Below are 18,233 nucleotides of genomic sequence, written 5' to 3' on the forward strand. Positions count from 1 at the left end.
ATAACACACCAAAGCGCTTCAATTTTGAATTATTTTTTAGCTTATAACTATTAACGCGTTAATGCAGGCAACTCAGCTAAAGGCCAGCGAGGTCTTACGGTCACACTTAACGGGCCTTCTGTACCGCCTTTAAAGCGGATCATTCCTGCTAGTGCAATCATTGCGCCATTATCAGTACACAATTCAGGACGCGCATAAAAAACTTCGCCACCTAATTGCTTCATTACGGTTTCCATTTTTGCACGTAATGTACGATTAGCACTTACACCACCTGCCATCACCAAACGTTTAAAGCCTGTTTGTTCTAAAGCTCTACGACATTTTATCGCAAGCGTATCAACAACCGCATCTTCAAATGCCCGTGCAATATCAGCGCGAGTTTGGTCTGAATCATCATTTTGACGAATAGTATTAGCTGCAAAGGTTTTTAAACCCGAGAAACTAAAATCAAGTCCAGGTCTATCTGTCATTGGGCGAGGAAAGACAAAGCGACCTTCTGTGCCTTGTTGCGCCATTTTCGATAATACTGGGCCACCAGGGTAATCTAATCCCAGCAGTTTTGCCGTTTTATCAAAAGCTTCGCCAGCAGCATCATCAATAGATTCACCTAATAAGGCGTATTCGCCAATTCCCGTCACACTAATTAACTGTGTATGGCCACCAGAAACCAAAAGTGCCACAAATGGAAACTCTGGTGTTTTCTCTTCAAGCATTGGAGCCAATAAATGGCCTTCCATATGATGAACAGGAATAGCTGGGACATCCCACGCAAAAGCTAATGAGCGTCCAATGGTTGCCCCTACAAGCAACGCGCCAACAAGACCGGGGCCAGCAGTATAAGCAACCGCATCAATATCTTGCGCCGTAAGATTTGCTTCTTTCAGTGCTGCTTGAATAAGAGGTACTGTTTTACGGATATGATCCCGTGAAGCAAGCTCAGGAACTACCCCACCATAATCGGCGTGCAGTTTAATCTGGCTATAAAGTTGATTCGCTAATAGGCCGGCTTTATCATCATAGATTGCGATACCGGTTTCATCGCAAGATGTTTCAATACCTAAAACTCGCATGACGCTTCCAAATTCTTCTTCGCTAACTCGCGTAATGAATCGATTGTATCATTATTTCGGTGATTTTATACGCCTTCGCAACATCTTTTACATACCAGCATGTGACAAATTCCTTTTTCTGGTCTATAATTATTCACCTATTTTAAGTGATTTAAATGTGTGGTTAGCGACTGTCGCTTTTTGTGTACTTATTAAAAAGACACAAAAGTGAGAGTTTGCGTTTCAATTTTGTGCATCTCTTTACAAAGTGCCCTGCTTTGAAGTAAAATTCCGCACCATTTTAAATGTCGGCTGGCTTAAATAATGCCAGCGCAAACCGATTTCTATTGAGGTGAGAGGCACATGCCGGTAATCAAAGTACGTGAAAACGAGCCATTTGACGTTGCTCTTCGTCGTTTCAAACGCTCTTGTGAAAAAGCAGGCGTATTAGCAGAAGTTCGTCGTCGTGAGTTTTATGAAAAACCAACGACTGAACGTAAACGCGCTAAAGCATCAGCAGTAAAACGTCACGCTAAAAAATTAGCTCGCGAAAACGCACGTCGTACTCGTCTGTACTAATATTTTGCGGCTTATACCGCAACGTATGCAGACACTGTAGTCGCAGTTAAAGGCCGTGCTTTCTCCTGAGAGCGCGGCTTATTCTCGTTCAACAACAGGCGTAAAAGGGCTTATGGCTGGACGAATTCCACGTTCATTTATCAATGATTTGCTAGCTCGAACCGATATCATCGATCTTATCGACGCTCGCGTGCCGTTAAAAAAACAAGGCAAAAATCATTCAGCGTGTTGTCCGTTTCATAATGAAAAAACGCCCTCTTTCACAGTAAATAGCGACAAACAGTTTTACCACTGTTTTGGTTGCGGCGCGCATGGCAATGCTATTGATTTTTTGATGAATTACGACAGACTCGATTTTGTCGAAACCATTGAAGAGTTAGCAGCAATGCATGGGTTAGACGTTCCTTATGAATCAGGAACAAGCAGTAGCCCTATTGAACGACATATAAGACAAAATCTCTATCAAGTGATGGAGAAATTGAATCAGTATTATAGTAGCGCTCTCAATAAACCTGATGCACAGGAAGCAAGAAACTACCTTGCGCATCGTGGGCTTAGTGAAGATATTATTACCCGTTTTTCTATTGGATTTGTACCAACAGGTTGGGATAACGTCCTAAAACGTTTTGGTCAAAGTGCCGATAATAAAGCCTTACTTCTTGAAGCGGGTATGGTAATAACTAACGATAATGGTCGCACTTATGATCGTTTTCGCCAACGAGTCATGTTTCCTATCCGAGATAGACGTGGTCGTGTTATTGCCTTTGGTGGGCGTGTTTTAGGTGATGATTTACCTAAATACTTAAACTCACCAGAAACAGAGATATTCCATAAAGGACGTCAACTTTACGGACTTTATGAAGCGCAACAATCTAATAATAACGTCACAAAGCTATTAGTTGTTGAAGGTTATATGGATGTTGTGGCATTAGCGCAGTTTGGTATTGATTATGCCGTTGCCTCATTAGGAACCTCCACCACAGCAGAACATATCCAGTTGCTCTTTCGGACAACGGATAACATTATTTGCTGCTATGATGGAGATAGAGCTGGACGTGATGCCGCATGGCGAGCATTAGAAACCGCCCTTCCTTTTTTAAATGATGGTCGCTCTTTACGTTTTATGTTTTTACCCGAAGGTGATGATCCCGATTCATTGGTTCGTCGTGAAGGTAAAGAAGCTTTTGAAAAACGTATGGAACAAGCACATTCATTATCAGAATTTTTATTTGATTCACTCGTTCCTCAAGTGGATCTGAGTACTCAAGAAGGCAATGGTAAGCTATATAGTTTAGCCAGACCATTAATAGATAAGATCCCAAGTGAAACTTTACGTCTATATTTATTAAGAGAGCTTGGAAGCTTAACGGGAAATCCCGATATTGAGCAGATGGATCGTTTATTTGGTAGAACGCCGGTTAATCACGATTTATCGTATCAACCGACAAAATTACGCACAACACCGATGCGTATATTGATTGCCCTATTGATACAAAACCCAGAATTCTCTAAATTAGTGCCCCCTCTCGAGGGATTAAGTACAGAAAAAATTGCAGGTCTATCACTTTTTATTGAATTAGTTTCTGTTTGCCAAGCACAACCTGGCCTAAATACGGGACAGATTATCGAACTCTATAGAGAGAATAAATTCGGTAAACAGCTTGAAAAATTGGCAATGTGGAACGATATAGATATAGATGAGATTGCAGAAAAAACCTTTACAGACACGTTAGATCATCTTTTTTTAACCGCAATGGATGAACGTTTAAACACACTTATTGCGAAAGAGAGAACAGAAGGCCTAACGCAAGATGAACGCGAAGAAGTCCAATTGATAATACAGGCACGCGTTAAAAAGTAAACACAGAATTAAGATTAAAAACACGGCTTAATTGCCGCTATCGGTAGGTACTAAAAACCTACATTTGCTACGCTGAGGGGACCGTAGCAATCGACAATGAAAATGCCCCTCCGTAGTTATTGTTGGCTGAACAGTTATCGCCGACCGACACCAACCCAAATTACTTTGAAGTGTGGATACCGTCTTATGGAGCAAAACCCGCAGTCACAGCTGAAGCTACTTGTTACTAAAGGTAAGGAGCAAGGCTACCTGACCTATGCTGAGGTCAATGACCATCTGCCGGAAGATATCGTCGATTCAGATCAAATCGAAGACATCATCCAGATGATTAACGACATGGGCATTCAGGTTATGGAAGAAGCACCTGACGCCGATGATCTGATGCTGGCAGAAAATTCAAATGATACTGATGATGATGCTGCAGAAGCCGCAGCTCAGGTACTTTCTAGTGTAGAATCTGAGATTGGCCGTACAACCGACCCTGTGCGTATGTATATGCGCGAAATGGGTACCGTTGAACTGCTCACCCGGGAAGGTGAAATTGATATCGCAAAACGCATTGAAGATGGTATTAACCAAGTTCAATGTTCCGTTGCAGAATATCCTGAAGCAATTACTTATCTTCTTGAACAGTATGATCGCGTTGAAGCTGGCGAAGCACGTCTTTCAGACTTAATTACTGCGTTTATTGACCCTAATGCCGAAGAAATGGCAGAAAGTGAAGATGTCAACTTAGGCAAAGATGATGATGAAGTTGACAACAGCGCTGAAGACGAAGATGAAGACGAAGATGAAGATGGCGACAATGACAGCGATAGCGATGATGATAACAGCATCGATCCTGAATTAGCGCGTCAGAAATTTACTGAGCTTCGTGAGCAATATGAAAAAACTCGCCAAACTATCAAGGCGAAAGGTCGCAACCACAAAGATACAGAGCTTGAAATCTTATTATTATCTGAAATTTTCAAACAGTTCCGTTTAGTACCGAAACAATTTGATTATTTGGTTAACAATATGCGTGACATGATGGACAGAGTTCGTGCTCAAGAACGTCACATCATGCGTCTTTGTGTTGATCAAGTTAAGATGCCAAAGAAAACCTTCATTACGCTGTTTACAGGTAACGAAACCAATGACACATGGTTCACTGCTGCTCGTGCAATGAATAAGCCTTGGTCTGAAAAACTGGCAGGTATTGAAGAAGAAGTACAACGCAGCTTACAAAAACTGCAACAAATTGAAGTTGAAACTGGACTGACAATCGAACAGGTTAAAGATATTAACCGTCGTATGTCTATCGGTGAAGCAAAAGCACGTCGTGCGAAAAAAGAGATGGTCGAAGCGAACTTACGTCTCGTTATCTCTATCGCGAAAAAATATACCAACCGTGGCTTACAGTTCCTTGACCTGATTCAGGAAGGGAATATTGGTCTGATGAAAGCGGTTGATAAATTTGAATACCGTCGTGGTTATAAGTTCTCAACTTATGCAACATGGTGGATCCGTCAGGCAATTACTCGTTCAATCGCTGATCAGGCGCGTACAATCCGTATCCCTGTTCACATGATCGAAACGATTAATAAACTGAACCGTATCTCTCGTCAAATGTTGCAAGAGATGGGGCGTGAACCTTCACCAGAAGAGCTTGCAGAACGCATGCTGATGCCTGAAGACAAGATCCGTAAGGTACTGAAAATCGCTAAAGAACCAATCTCCATGGAAACCCCAATCGGTGACGATGAAGATTCACATTTAGGTGATTTTATCGAGGATACTACTCTCGAATTACCACTGGATTCTGCAACATCAGAAAGCTTACGTTCAGCAACTCACGAAGTGTTAGCAGGCTTAACATTGCGTGAAGCGAAAGTCCTGCGTATGCGTTTTGGTATCGATATGAATACCGACCATACCTTGGAAGAAGTGGGTAAACAGTTTGATGTTACCCGTGAACGTATTCGTCAGATTGAAGCGAAGGCACTGCGTAAATTACGCCACCCAAGCCGTTCTGAAGTGTTACGCAGCTTCCTTGATGAGTAATCGACTTACTTTTCAATAAAAGTTATAACAAACGCCTGTGATATCACAGGCGTTTTTTTATGGAATTTCGATACGGTATCTACAATCTATCTAATCTACGATAGATTTCACCTACATATATTTATAAAAAATAGCCTTATTATTTATATTATTGTACCTGTGCGTAAGCCTATCCATAAATCGTTACTCTATGTTATTGATATCACAGTTATTCTCTGTTTTATTTTTTTATTGTTTAGATTGAACAGAATTTGCGCATACAGTCATTCAAAGGCTAGACCTCGTGCCAAATGGCACGTATAATCACACTCCATTAAGGCCCCTTAGCTCAGTTGGTTAGAGCAGGCGACTCATAATCGCTTGGTCACTGGTTCAAGTCCAGTAGGGGCCACCAAATTTTAGCTGTTAAATCAGCATATTAAGCCACTTCTTAGCAAGTGGCTTTTTTGTTTCTATAAACCATTGCCCCATTTTTGCCCCATCAGATATTTTTAGCTACGTTAATATTTATAGAATCACTACATTTTAAAAATTTTTTATTATTTGTTTTGAATTCCATTCTATTTCAGTTTCAAAAATCTATAACTCACTGAAAAATAAATATTCTCTAAAATGCTCTCGCGTGAAATATGGATCATCAATCCCACGTAAAGCATGAAATTTCTTTTACTATTAATGTGTTATTTTTTATCGTGTTCCTTTTTCCACATCTCAAACTTTATTCTTTCATTAATAGAATATGAAAATTTCTTGATCCAAAAAAACATATTATTTTTCCATTACAACATATTAAAATAAAATATTTAAAAAATAATTCACCTCTGTATATTTAAATCGTTTCCATTACCTTGATGTACATATTAGCCCCCACAATAAACATTAATTATTTATTGAATGGAATACACAACAATCACATATAAATACCGTAAACAAATATAGAGGTTATAAATGAAAAAATTACTTATTATTAGTATTCTTTCCTTTTCAGCATTTTCGCATGCCGGTATTGATTTTGACGGTTATTGCAAAAAACTAAATGGAAAAGTAAAAAATGGCAAAATTTCCAGCCTCACGGTTGTAACTAATAGTTATAACGATGGGGAAAAACCAGTGTTAGCAGCCAATATAAAATTTGTCCCTACCACTGGTGGCTCTTATCATTATGGCATTATGTACAACGCAACTGCACTTTACGATATCGCTAAGGTTTCATTTCTGACACAAACAAATATAGCCGTATGTATTGGAAGTGAAAAAACTTTTCCTGGTAACGATGCCCTCTTTATGATTGGGTTATCAAGACACTAATTATCCAAAAGTAAAAGAAATCATGACTAAATAAAAAAGGGAAATGACATAACACTATAAAGCATTTATTGAAAAATAGAGGTTATAATGAAAAAAATAATTTTAATTATATTATTTATTTTATTTAATATACAAATATCATATGCAAGACCTGTTAGTAAAGTGTACCGAGCAGATTCAAGACCACCCGAGGAGGTATTTAAAAAAGGATTTGTCGCTTGGGGAAATAATATCAATTTTCATTCCCATGTAAACGGTGTTTCAGGGAGAAGAGGGAGTAAAGACTCTGCATTTATTCCGACAACATCAAGTTTTAAATCAAGTGAAAAATTCGCAAAAGATTTACTCAATGTCTCAAGCGAAAATAAATCTTATATTTATAAGATAAGGGCAACAAATAATTTTTATTCTGCACTTGAGACTGTCTATTATTATCATGATAAAATTAAAGAACGTGTTAGTGACGTATTAAGATCAGTATTAACTGAAGAGCAAGAATATTCTGCATATATAAATATTCCAAATCAATTAATAGAACTTGTCACTATTTACACTAAAGAAGGTAGTGAGATCCTTGAAGAAACAATGGTAAATCCTCATTATTCACCAGAAAAAACATATTCATCTGATGAACCCTATAAAGGTTATAACCCATTAAAAATAGATAATTTACCTCATCTAGTGATGGGATTATCTATGACTAATATAAACAATGAGTTAGCAGAAGCATCCGCAGTGCTACCTTCATCTTCATTCACTTGGGGTTCTGTACTAAGTACAGTTATGGAGGTGGCTGAAGCATTATGATTAATAAATCAAATCAACTATGTCTGCATTATTACATTAACGATACTCATGTCTAATAATATAAATTTATCTTTCTGATTCATATAGGTATATATGAATCAGAACTTTCATACTTATTAATTATTTTAATAGAATTAATTGGCTTATTACTTCTTTTATTGAGATAATATTCTCACAATTCAAATCTTGTCTTATATAATTACTATTATGGTCATTCGTCCTAATCAACACTGGTTCTTTCGGTTATTTGATTGGCATGGTTCAGTGCTTTCAAAAATAATCTTTCGTTTATGCCTTAATGTTATCATGTCAATTATCGCTATTTTGATTTATCAATGGTATGAACAATTAGGAATACACTTAACAGTTGCTCCTTTTAGTTTACTCGGTATTGCCATCGCAATATTCCTTGGTTTCAGAAATAATGCAAGCTATAGCAGGCTTGTGGAAGCCAGAACCCTATGGGGTAATATGTTAATTACTCATCGTAATATATTAAGAAATATAAAAGCATTATTACCTGAAGATAAACAATTTAATCGAGACTTTTCTAATCTATTAATTGCTTTTAGTTGGAGCTTAAAGCACGAGCTAAGAAAAACAGATCCAATGGTTGATCTTTACCGCCTATTACCTCGAACTTTATTTAATGAAATAATGAATAGCCCTTATCCCACTAATCGTATTTTATTACATATCGGTTTAAAAATAGGTGAACTGAGAGATAACAAGATGATAAGTGATGTTATTTTTCAATCAATTAATAAAGATATTAATAATTTATCTGATGTACTCGGAGGTTGCGAACGGATCTCAAATACCCCAGTTCCATTTGCTTATACTTTGATATTGCAACGTACTGTTTATTTATTTTGTACATTATTACCTTTTGCTTTGGTAGCAGATCTCCATTATATGACACCGTTTGTATCAGTTTTTATCTCTTATACTTTTTTATCTTGGGATTCATTAGCTGAAGAATTAGAAGATCCTTTTGGTGTATCTGCAAATGACTTACCCTTAAATGCCATTTGTAATACGATTGAAAGAAACTTATTAGAAATGCAAGATATTACCCCATTACCGATAACTGTAAGACCAGATAAACATTATAACTTACTATGATCAATAAATAATCATAACCACCCGTAAGCGGGTGATTTTATATTTAAGACGCTGACGCGACTTAAACTGGCTAAAGCCAATAATAATAAAGCTCACTTGAGTTTTACACTCAGAGTGAGCTTGTTTTGAATACAATATTAACAGACTAACTTAACGGATTAATATTGTTCTTTAATTTGAAAGACTGAAACTTTATCTGTTAAGTTTTGTGCTTTCTCATCTAAGATCATTGTTGATGTTGCACCTTGTTCAACCAAGGCAGCATTTTGCTGTACAACAGAATCCATTTGGTTAATTGCGACAGCAATTTGTTCGATCCCGACTTTTTGCTCTTCTGATGCAATACTAATACCCTGCATAATATCGCTGACTTTAGTAATAGAAGAGACTATCTCTTGCATATGCTCACCCGTTTTATTAACCAACTCACGGCCATGAGCCACATCAGCAACGGATTCTCTGATAATTTGATTAATTTCACGCGCAGCATCTGCACTTCTTGCTGCTAAATTTCTCACTTCTGTTGCAACAACAGTAAATCCACGGCCTTGCTCACCTGCACGCGCCGCTTCAACGGCTGCGTTTAATGCCAGAATATTGGTTTGGCTTGCTATGTTATTAACCACATCATTGATTTCAGCAACTTTTAATGTTCCTACCTCAATTTTCTTCATTGAGTTAATCGCATCATTCATAATGTTAGAACCATCAATCGCTAAATCGCGTGTTTCTGCGGTAATGGAGTTTGCTAAAATCGCATTATCCGTATTATTCACTACTGCGATTTTTATCTCTTCCATACTTGCTGCTGTTTGTTGTAAAGCACTTGCTTGCTCCTCAGTACGAGAAGAGAGATCTTGGTTGCCAGAAGCAATTTCTGCCGAACCTTTTTTGATCTCTAGCGCTTCTTCTTTAACAAGTTGAATAGTCGATGTTAGCGCTGTTTGCATATCCCCTACATTAGAGAACAAAGTTCCAAACTCATCATTTCGTTTCTTAGGTAGAGTGAAACTTAAATCTCCCTCTCCCACTTTTTGTAAAATCGAAGACAATGTATTGAGATTGAAGATAAAAGTTTTGTTTATCCAACGAATAACCATATAAAGCAGAGAAAGGATAATGGCTAACGCAATAATCGAGGTATAAATAGAAAGATGAACCATCCAAGCTTGCTGTGTTTTAATATCATCATTCACAGCTTTAGTGATCATAAGATATTCATCAAAGAGATCAGATAAACGATTAAAGTCACCAGAGAGGTTTGATTCTGTGTAATCTAGCGTATCGATAGGTGCAATAAGTTCATCTAGAAGATAATAGAATAACACTGATAGTTGTTCTGAATTACGTTGAGCGTCGGGACTTATCTTCTTCACGCCTACCCAATGTGTGATAGTCGCTTTTGATTTTGTCGCCAACTCTTTCGCTTCAGCAACAAGTGATTTAATTGTTTCTTGCTTATTCTCATCCGTCATTGTTTTCAACAACATTAGGTAGTTGACGTGAGAACGAATGGTCGCTAATTCATACCTTGCTTCTTGAACACTATTCAATCTGGTATTCAAAGAATCCAATGATGCGAAGTTCTCTTGCATCCTATAAATAAAAAATGACGACAATACAGATGATAATAAGAAAATGGCTAATAATATGATAGAACCTACTTTAGCTGATCTTTCAATACTCATGAAATAATCCACCCCGGTAATAAAGTGATACAAATGTACTCATTTATCGGCACGAAATAGATTTTATTTACTTATTAATCAGAATTATCGATACAAACACTTATTACAGTTTTCAATCAATGATTGCGACTAGTTTTTTATACTGATATTCATATTTTAACTTTGATAATATCTCACAATGAAATAATATTTTAGTGTTATTAATAAGTTAAAAATAAAACAGCGCACTTCAATACAATACTTCAAAGTGAGCTGTTTTAATCGTTATTACATCGGTTCCTCAATCTGAAATACCGCTACATTATCCATCAATACCTGCGCTTTTTCGTCTAACATCATCGTTGAAGATGCGCCTTGATCCACTAAAGAGGCGTTTTGTTGCACAACCGTATCCATCTGATTAATCGCCACCGCAATTTGTTCAATACCAACCCGTTGCTCTTCAGAAGCGAGACTTATCCCTTGCATAATATTATTTACTTTTGTAATTGAAGAAACGATCTCTTGCATATGTTTTCCCGTTTTATTAACGAGAGCGGTTCCTTCTGCGACATCTTTTATAGATGCTTTTAATATCTGGCTGATCTCTTTTGCAGCATCTGCACTTTTGGCTGCTAAATTTCTTACTTCAGCCGCAACAACGGTAAAACCTCGCCCTTGTTCCCCTGCTCTCGCAGCTTCTACTGCTGCATTTAGCGCTAAAATATTCGTTTGACTCGCAAGATTATTAATCACTTCGTTAATCTCACCCACTTTTAACGCGCCTTGCTCTATTTTTTTCATCGATGAGATAGCTTCTTTCATTACACTAGCACCATCTATAACGATGTCATTGGATTGATTAATAATCTCATTGGCTTCTTGAGTATTTTCGGTGTTATTGGCTACTGCGGTTTTAATCTCTTCCATACTGGCTGCGGTTTGTTGTAATGCACTAGCTTGCTCTTCAGTACGAGCAGAGAGCTCCTGATTACCTGATGCAATTTCAGAAGCTCCTCGTTTTATCTCTAACGTTTCTCTTTTTACGGTAAGAATGGTAGAAGTTAACGCTTTTTGCATATCACTCACATGTGAAAATAACTCACCAAATTCATCTTTTTTCATTTTAGGTAAATCGAAAACTAATTCCCCTTTACCAACTTTATTTAACACATTAGACAACGTATTAAGGTTATAAATAAAGGTTTTGTTTATCCAACGAATAGCAAAATATAAAATAACGAATAGAATTAATAAGGATATGAGAGTGGAATAAATAGAAAGCTGAACCATCGTATCTTGTCTATTTCTGAGCCCAGCACTATTTTTGGCTTTAACAGAAACATAGTTATCAAATAAATTATTTAATCTATCAAAATCATTGGCAAACTCTGTATCCTTTATATGTATTGCTTCTGAGCCATTTGACGCAATCAAGAGTCTATCAATTAGGCTATAAAATAACTTTGCTATTTCATCTGCACTTTTTTGTGCTTCTACTGTGACTTTCTTTTCTTTTACCCATATATCCATTGCATGTTTAGCACTTACCGCAATTTTTTTGTTTTTCTCAATAATTTCAGCATCTTTAGCATTTGTTTCGGCGGTATCTTGTATCAGAAAATTCACATTAGAACGCATAATCGCTAATTGATAACGCGCCATCAAAACATCGGTGTAACGTGTCAATAATACTTCAACTTGAGTAAAATTATTTTTCATTTTATAGATGAAAAATGTAGATAATGCAGAGGATAAAATAAAAATTAATAACAGTGCAGATGCGCCTATTTTAGCACTTTGTTTAATACTCATAATAAAAATACCTATATGTACATATCGATAAACTTTATTTTTTATCGACGAAGTTATTTTTTTATTTAATTCTCATTGATGCATATAAGTTAATAATTTTTATTTAAAAATTTTTATTCTATAAATAATTACTAATCATATTTTAAATAAATCACGCTTTATTCTTATTTTATAAAATAATGCAACCAATAATGTTAATAATAAATACGCTATTTTTTATCAATCACACATTACTTTATTGGGTAGCCAATATCTGCTGATGCTTTTCATCGATTATTCCTACACCCTATTATTCATAAAAGTATAAATAGTTTTATTTTCAATAAGTAACAACCGTACTATCTCATTTTGAGAACGATGATATAATATGCACCATGACCTTAAAAAACTCTGATGATTTACGGAGCTTAACTTTTTATGCAACCTCAGTTTGAAAACTCAAAAAACACCGTAAAAACATTATCAGTGTTTGATTTTGATGGCACGCTGACCTATCACGACAGTTTTATTCCTTTTTTAAAGTTTGCTTTTGGTAAACGTAAATTTTCACGCCGTTTGATTAAGATGGTATTGCCCACATTACGTTGCTTTAGACGCAAACTTACTCGTGATGAATTAAAAGAAGTACTTATTAAAACCTTTTTAACCAACATTGATGAGAATTGGTTAAAAGAAAAAGCCGAAGCCTTCTGCCAACTTTACTGGGCTAAACTAATGCGCCCTACCGGTTTATTAGCCGTTGCTGAAGAGGTGAACAGTCACGCTGAAGTCACCATTTGTTCAGCATCACCAGCAATGGTATTACAACCCTTTGCTGATCGCTTAGGCATTAAATTAATTGGTACAACGCTCGAAGTTGTTGAAGGTGTATTAACGGGGAAAATTATTGGTAATAACTGTCGCTGTGGTGAAAAAATCAAGCGGTTAGAAAGTGTTTATGGGGATCTCACACAATATCATTTAAGAGCTTGGGGAGATTCTCGAGGTGATCATGAGTTGCTTTTTGCAGCACAAGATCCTCATTGGCGCCACTTTCATACAGGCAAAAGTAAATCGAAAAAATCACCCATAAAGATAGAAACAAAAAAATAATCTTACCCACAAAATTGAGCACAAAAAAACCCTCGATTAACGAGGGTTTTTACCATGCACTATGTACTATATGTACTAATAGTGTAGAGATTAGATATTCACGCCGTGTTGTGATGCTAATGCACCTAAACCACCCGCAAAACCTTGACCTACAGCTTTAAATTTCCACTCTGTACCATGGCGATATAACTCACCAAAGATCATTGCAGTTTCTGTAGATGCATCTTCAGAAAGATCAAAGCGTGCAATTTCAGTATTATTGTCGTTATTAAAAACGCGCATAAAACTGTTGCTCACCATACCGAAGTTTTGTTTACGATTTTCAGCATCATAAATAGTGACTGCGAATACCAATTTTTTCACTTCAGCAGGGACTTTTGATAGGGTGATTTTTACTTGCTCATCATCACCATCGCCTTCCCCAGTACGGTTATCTCCTTGGTGTTCAACGCTTCCACATTGACTCACTTTGTTATTAAAGAAGATAAAACTTGCGTCTGAAAGTACTTTTCCATCTTCACCTACCATGAACACTGACGCATCTAAATCGAACTCTGCGCCATCAGTCACGCGGGCATCCCATCCTAGACCAACCATAGCAACCGACATTGTTGGTGCTTCTTTAGTCAGAGAAACATTACCGCCTTTAACAAGGGAAACTGCCATATCAAAGCTCCTACTTTATTGAATAAACTGGCAATCACATCTTATGACTGCCAGCGGTTAGTGTCTTATAAATCCACTATCAAGAGGCATTAATACCGTATTGAGCACAAACTGAACCTAAACCACCTGCATAACCTTGACCAACAGCACGGAATTTCCACTCCGAGTTATGGCGATATAGCTCACCAAATAACATTGCTGTTTCTGTTGATGCATCTTCCGTTAAGTCATAACGAGCAACTTCAATTTGGTTGTCATCATTAACTAAACGAATAAATGCACCTGATACTTGGCCAAAGCTTTGGCGACGAGCTTGCGCATCATGGATAGTCACAACGAAGATAACCTTATCGACATCATTTGGGATCATGTCTAATTTGATTTTCAGCGCTTCATCATCACCATCGCCTTCACCAGTACGGTTATCACCCGTGTGAACAACAGAGCCATCAGCAGATCTTAAGTTGTTATAAAAAATGAAATCGGCATCGCTACGTACTTTTCCATTAGCCGCTAACAGAAATACAGATGCATCTAAGTCAAAATCTTGACCATCTGTAGAACGGGCATCCCAACCAAGTCCGACAAGGACGTTTTTCATCGTTGGGGCTGCTTTGCTCAGAGAGACATTACCACCTTTAGAAAGAGAAACGCTCATTTTTTAACCTCTTTAATTTAGTTTTTGATATTCTGATTTCTCAAGAATACTAATTATTCTGACTTACCTTCATTATCCTTTTTCTCTGGGAATAAGAAACTTGCAATAATACCCAGAGCAAGAACACCAAGCACAACAAATAGGCTGGTTGTCGCGGAGATGCTGTATCCATGTTGCCAAATATGATCTGTTGCATTTAGACCCAGTTTTACAGCAATAAAGAACAACAACACAATAACCGCTTTTTCAAGGTAAACGAGATACTGTTTTAACGCTTCTAACACGAAGTAAAGCGTACGTAAGCCTAAAATTGCGAACATCATTGCACTATATACAATTAAAGGTTCACGGCTTACTGCGATAATAGCGGGAACCGAGTCGAAAGCAAACATCACATCAGAAAGCTCTACGACTGCCACACACAGCATCAGTGGCGTTGCATATAGCGCAGCTTTTGTACCACGACCGATAGTAATATCTTTGTTTTCAGGTTTCGCTAACTCTACATCAACTTCTTTTTGTGTTAGTAAGAATGCATGTCCAGTGATTTTTGGCCATATAGGGAAAAATCGTTTTACTAAGCGATAAGCAAGATGCTGCGAATAGTCTTCAATTTCTTCACTATCATCACCGCTTTTCAGCATCATAACTGCCGTCCAAGCCACGATTAAGGCAAATACTATCTCAACATATGGTCCTAAACTTAACAGTCCTGTACCGATGGCAACAAAGATCCCACGGAAAACAATAGCACCGATGATACCCCAATAAAGAACGCGGTGACGGAAGCGATCAGGCACAGCAAACCAAGAGAAAATCGCCATCATGACAAACAAGTTATCAACCGAAAGCACTTTCTCTAGCGCATAACCTGTTACGAATAAACTCGCAACCTCTGCACCATGGTGAATATAAAGGAATCCTGCGAATACCATTGCAATAGCAACCCAGAATATAGACCAAAATATGGCATTCTTTAATGTTATCGGCTTATCTGAGCGATGCATAAATAAGTCGATAAAAATAGCGCCAATCGCAAGTACAACAAAGACAATGACAGTTTCTGTCGGAAAACCAATATGTGTGGATACCATAATAATTCCTAAACGGTTCCCTATATTAAATTAATTACAAACCAAATTCTGCGGGCTCAAAGCCTAATGCAATGGCAATAGCGCGCACAGCTTCTTTTTCATCATTGTCAAAATCACCATCACTTTTCGCAACAGCAATACCGACACGAATAGCTAATTGCGCAGCTTCTGGCTGATCTTTCATTGCCAGAATATACTTCATGGTTTCGCCTTTACCGACTTCAGTATCAAATTCGAAACTCAGGATTAGCTTATTAAAGAATTCGATAACTTCAGAAGTATCAAAAACTTTAAGTTCATCCGATGCTTTTAAAAAACCGAGCATCTTCTGTTTTTCTTCAGAACTCACTCCACCGCTGGCAATGGCAATACGTGCGCAAACAGCAACAGTGCCTTGCATAAATTTTTTGTTTTTAAAGCGACCAACTTGCTTTGCTAACTCAGAGCGACCTGAATTAAAACCATCTTTTAATTTGTTAAAAAAACTCATGCTATTTTTCCTTATATCAACTTGATCACTTAGAACCCGCTGTCCAGCGAAATCCCCACCCGTAGGCATTATCCATATCACGGTGACCTTTAAAAAACTCATTGAGACGTTCAACTTTTATCGAACCATTCTCATTAACGAGTCGTGCAATCGCACACATATTGCGACCATTATTACCGTCAGTTAAACGGGTTTCGATAGGAGGTTGTTCTGGTACATGAATGGTGACAACACCATCTGTTTTGCTCCAATTCGGTACACCTTCATAAATAAACGCGAAAATCAGCACTTGCTTGATATTTTTCCATTCACGTCCATTCACAAAGATCCATTCACCACCAGCAACATCTCCCGTACGATCATCGCCTTGCAATTCAACATAAGGAATACGATTGAAATCACCAAACCCGTTTCCTAATGCTTGAATAACGGACTTATGTCCTTGCTGAAGTTCAACAAAAGCACCGATATCTAAATCGATACCTTTATTGCCACCGAACAACCCACCTAATAACCCAGAACCCCCACTTTTGCTTTCTCGATGCCAATCAAGGTTGATCCGAATTTTACCGAAGTCATCTTTCTTCGTTAGGCTAATTGCCGGTTTTTCTTTAGTTAAAGAAACCTTACTTAAGTTCACCGAACTTGGCGCTGGCGCCGGTTTTGGTGCTGGTGCTGGTGCTGGTGCTGAGTCTGCAATATCAACACCAAAATGTTCAGCTAATGGCTTTAAACCGCCGTTAAATCCTTGAGCGATAAAACGGAACTTCCAACTACCATTACGAAGATACAATTCACCTAAAATTAATGCCGCTTCAGGACGACCGTTAATATCAACATTGCCGTTCGCCACAACTTCGTTATTAGCATCAACTTGAATTGATAATCGTTGTAAATTTGCGATAGTTTGTTGACCTTCACAAGTCGCCGTAAACGCAATTTTTTCAACATCTGGACGTAAACGCGTTAGATCCACCGTAAAAGATGTGCTGTTTCCTGCTGTCGCATAAATAACGGTGCGATCATCATTAGCTGTCTGTCCATAAAACACCATATCGGTGTCGCCATTCACTTTACCTGACGCATAAAGTCTAAAAGCAGACACATCAACTGGTGCACCAGATTGAATTCTAATGATTAATGTTTGATTAGGAACAGGTACGTTCCCGCCTGGAGTCATATTCATTTATCGCACCACCGTAGCCACAATATCAGGCATCATGTCATTAATAACACGGCCTTTACAAGGCGCACCAAACGCAGTGAAATCCCATTGACCATGATTACGTTGTAAAGAAGCAATCACGATACCTGTATGAGAGCCTTGCTCTGTTAAGGTATAACGCACCAGCTCTTTATTCGTTGTTTTATCAACAACTCGGCAGAATGCGTTTTCAACTTCATTAAATGTTTGTCCACGGAAACTATTTACTGTAAATACCAAGTATTCAACATTTGTTGGTAAACGGTTTAAATCAACGAAAATTATTTCATCATCGCCATCACCGTCACCCGTTAAGTTATCACCAGAGTGAATAACCGACTGACAACTTGATTTTAATTTTCTAAACCAAATGGTATCGATTTGATTGCCACTTGCGTCAAGTAATACGCAACTTGCATCTAAATCGATAGAACCACCACCACCAAAAAGACCGCCTAATAATCCTTTTTTCTTAATCGGATCCCAGCCCAAACCAAACATTAAGTGGCTCAGTGTAGGTACTTGTTTACTGAGAGAAACTGTTTGATTCTTGCTTAATGAAACCATAATTAAATTCCTTCAGAGGTAGAGTGAAACAATAACGCCATTTGTGATTAATTCCATATCATGAAAATCATCATATCATGATGAAGTACACGAGCAAGACTATTTTTCTCACTTAAATTTAAAGTTTTGTCAATTTATTGATATTAATGATATTTTCATTGTAATAAAATATTAAAAACACAAAAAAATCATAATAATAACTTACTCA

The 18,233-nt window shown here is 37.5% G+C and carries 16 protein-coding genes and 1 tRNA gene; 8 read left to right on the forward strand and 9 right to left on the reverse strand.

Annotation, left to right across the window (positions count from 1 at the left end; genetic code table 11):
- Nucleotides 1–50: 50 nt before the first annotated feature.
- Nucleotides 51–1,070, reverse strand: a complete 1,020-nt coding sequence (gene tsaD, locus ABN212_RS03145; protein ID WP_198620749.1) for a tRNA (adenosine(37)-N6)-threonylcarbamoyltransferase complex transferase subunit TsaD — start codon at nt 1,068–1,070, stop codon at nt 51–53.
- A gap of 342 nt (nt 1,071–1,412) precedes the next feature.
- Between tsaD and rpsU the strand changes: the two genes are divergently transcribed.
- The 7 genes from rpsU (at nt 1,413) to ABN212_RS03180 (ending at nt 8,772) form a co-directional block, all read left to right on the forward strand.
- Nucleotides 1,413–1,628 (forward strand): 30S ribosomal protein S21, encoded by a 216-nt coding sequence (gene rpsU, locus ABN212_RS03150; RefSeq protein WP_001144069.1) that lies wholly within the window; start codon nt 1,413–1,415, stop codon nt 1,626–1,628.
- Nucleotides 1,629–1,740: 112 nt separating this feature from the next.
- Nucleotides 1,741–3,489, forward strand: coding sequence for a DNA primase (dnaG, locus tag ABN212_RS03155; protein WP_198620773.1), 1,749 nt, complete (start codon nt 1,741–1,743; stop codon nt 3,487–3,489).
- A gap of 186 nt (nt 3,490–3,675) precedes the next feature.
- Nucleotides 3,676–5,532 carry an RNA polymerase sigma factor RpoD gene (gene rpoD, locus ABN212_RS03160; RefSeq protein WP_198620772.1) on the forward strand — a complete coding sequence of 619 codons (1,857 nt, stop codon included), beginning with the start codon at nt 3,676–3,678 and terminating at the stop codon, nt 5,530–5,532.
- A 317-nt stretch (nt 5,533–5,849) separates the two neighbouring features.
- Nucleotides 5,850–5,926: transfer RNA gene (locus ABN212_RS03165), tRNA-Ile, on the forward strand.
- A gap of 554 nt (nt 5,927–6,480) precedes the next feature.
- Entirely contained in the window at nt 6,481–6,840 is a 360-nt protein-coding gene (locus ABN212_RS03170) for a hypothetical protein (protein WP_198626213.1), read from the forward strand.
- Nucleotides 6,841–6,927: 87 nt separating this feature from the next.
- Nucleotides 6,928–7,647, forward strand: coding sequence for a scabin-related ADP-ribosyltransferase (locus ABN212_RS03175; protein WP_349442861.1), 720 nt, complete (start codon nt 6,928–6,930; stop codon nt 7,645–7,647).
- Nucleotides 7,648–7,854: 207 nt separating this feature from the next.
- The gene (locus ABN212_RS03180) at nt 7,855–8,772 is read left to right on the forward strand and encodes a bestrophin family protein (protein ID WP_198620771.1); all 918 of its coding nucleotides are present in this window, start codon (nt 7,855–7,857) and stop codon (nt 8,770–8,772) included.
- Between the two features lie 158 nt (nt 8,773–8,930).
- Here ABN212_RS03180 and ABN212_RS03185 read toward each other — a convergent pair whose 3' ends face one another.
- Complete coding sequence (locus ABN212_RS03185) at nt 8,931–10,460, reverse strand: methyl-accepting chemotaxis protein (protein WP_198620746.1); 1,530 nt, start codon at nt 10,458–10,460, stop codon at nt 8,931–8,933.
- Between the two features lie 267 nt (nt 10,461–10,727).
- Entirely contained in the window at nt 10,728–12,254 is a 1,527-nt protein-coding gene (locus tag ABN212_RS03190) for a methyl-accepting chemotaxis protein (protein WP_198632365.1), read from the reverse strand.
- 417 nt (nt 12,255–12,671) lie between these two features.
- On the opposite strand from ABN212_RS03190, the gene ABN212_RS03195 reads away from it, so the two are divergent.
- Nucleotides 12,672–13,346, forward strand: a complete 675-nt coding sequence (locus ABN212_RS03195; protein ID WP_198620744.1) for an HAD family hydrolase — start codon at nt 12,672–12,674, stop codon at nt 13,344–13,346.
- 90 nt (nt 13,347–13,436) lie between these two features.
- Here the strand turns inward: ABN212_RS03195 and ABN212_RS03200 are convergent, their stop codons facing one another.
- The 6 genes from ABN212_RS03200 to ABN212_RS03225 form a co-directional block, all read right to left on the reverse strand.
- Complete coding sequence (locus ABN212_RS03200) at nt 13,437–14,012, reverse strand: TerD family protein (RefSeq protein ID WP_109373011.1); 576 nt, start codon at nt 14,010–14,012, stop codon at nt 13,437–13,439.
- A 79-nt stretch (nt 14,013–14,091) separates the two neighbouring features.
- Nucleotides 14,092–14,670, reverse strand: a complete 579-nt coding sequence (locus tag ABN212_RS03205) for a TerD family protein (RefSeq protein WP_100158820.1) — start codon at nt 14,668–14,670, stop codon at nt 14,092–14,094.
- 53 nt (nt 14,671–14,723) lie between these two features.
- Nucleotides 14,724–15,764 carry a TerC/Alx family metal homeostasis membrane protein gene (locus ABN212_RS03210; RefSeq protein ID WP_198620743.1) on the reverse strand — a complete coding sequence of 347 codons (1,041 nt, stop codon included), beginning with the start codon at nt 15,762–15,764 and terminating at the stop codon, nt 14,724–14,726.
- Between the two features lie 34 nt (nt 15,765–15,798).
- A complete protein-coding gene (locus ABN212_RS03215) occupies nt 15,799–16,254 on the reverse strand; it encodes a tellurite resistance TerB family protein (RefSeq protein WP_109373009.1) in 456 nt (151 codons plus the stop codon).
- Between the two features lie 25 nt (nt 16,255–16,279).
- Nucleotides 16,280–17,440 (reverse strand): TerD family protein, encoded by a 1,161-nt coding sequence (locus tag ABN212_RS03220; RefSeq protein WP_311748511.1) that lies wholly within the window; start codon nt 17,438–17,440, stop codon nt 16,280–16,282.
- Nucleotides 17,441–18,025: a TerD family protein gene (locus tag ABN212_RS03225; protein ID WP_198632368.1), complete on the reverse strand. Its 585-nt coding sequence runs from the start codon at nt 18,023–18,025 to the stop codon at nt 17,441–17,443.
- Nucleotides 18,026–18,233 lie beyond the last annotated feature (208 nt).

Source organism: Proteus genomosp. 6 (assembly GCF_040139785.1).
Taxonomy (GTDB): Bacteria; Pseudomonadota; Gammaproteobacteria; order Enterobacterales; family Enterobacteriaceae; genus Proteus.